The 381-nt window shown below is 57.7% G+C and carries 1 pseudogene; it reads right to left on the bottom strand.

The features are described from left to right. Positions 1 to 381: pseudogene (locus tag NG895_RS13775) on the bottom strand (hypothetical protein); the annotation flags it as partial.

Genomic DNA, 381 nt, shown 5'->3' with positions numbered 1-381 from the left:
AATCGGCTCACGCTTCATCTTCCTGGCGATTGTGGTGCTGCCCGTACCAGCACGACGATCGACGCAGGTTCGCACGAGAAAATGCGTGTTTTTCTCTTCGGCCAGGCAGAACAACTCGTAGATGTCGCTCTCGCGATCGCCGATGTGAACGCAGCGATCAGGGTTCACCAGCTGGGTCGATTGCTCTAGATTCTCCAGCCAGCGGATGCTCTCTTTCTGCTCGATCGGGATCCGCGTGTGGTTCACTGTGTGCTTCGTGCCTGCATTGGCCCCTTTGAGGGCGTTGGTCCCCTTGAACTTCTTACGCGTCCAGAACTTGACTGCCGTCAGCCCCAAAGGCTTGCCGGCCGTGGTGACTGCCAGGCTGGAATGCATCAACAG

It is taken from the genome of Aeoliella straminimaris (genome assembly GCF_024054565.1).
GTDB classification, from domain to species: domain Bacteria; phylum Planctomycetota; class Planctomycetia; order Pirellulales; family Lacipirellulaceae; genus Aeoliella; species Aeoliella straminimaris.
This window is presented reverse-complemented; position numbering and strand designations above follow the sequence as displayed.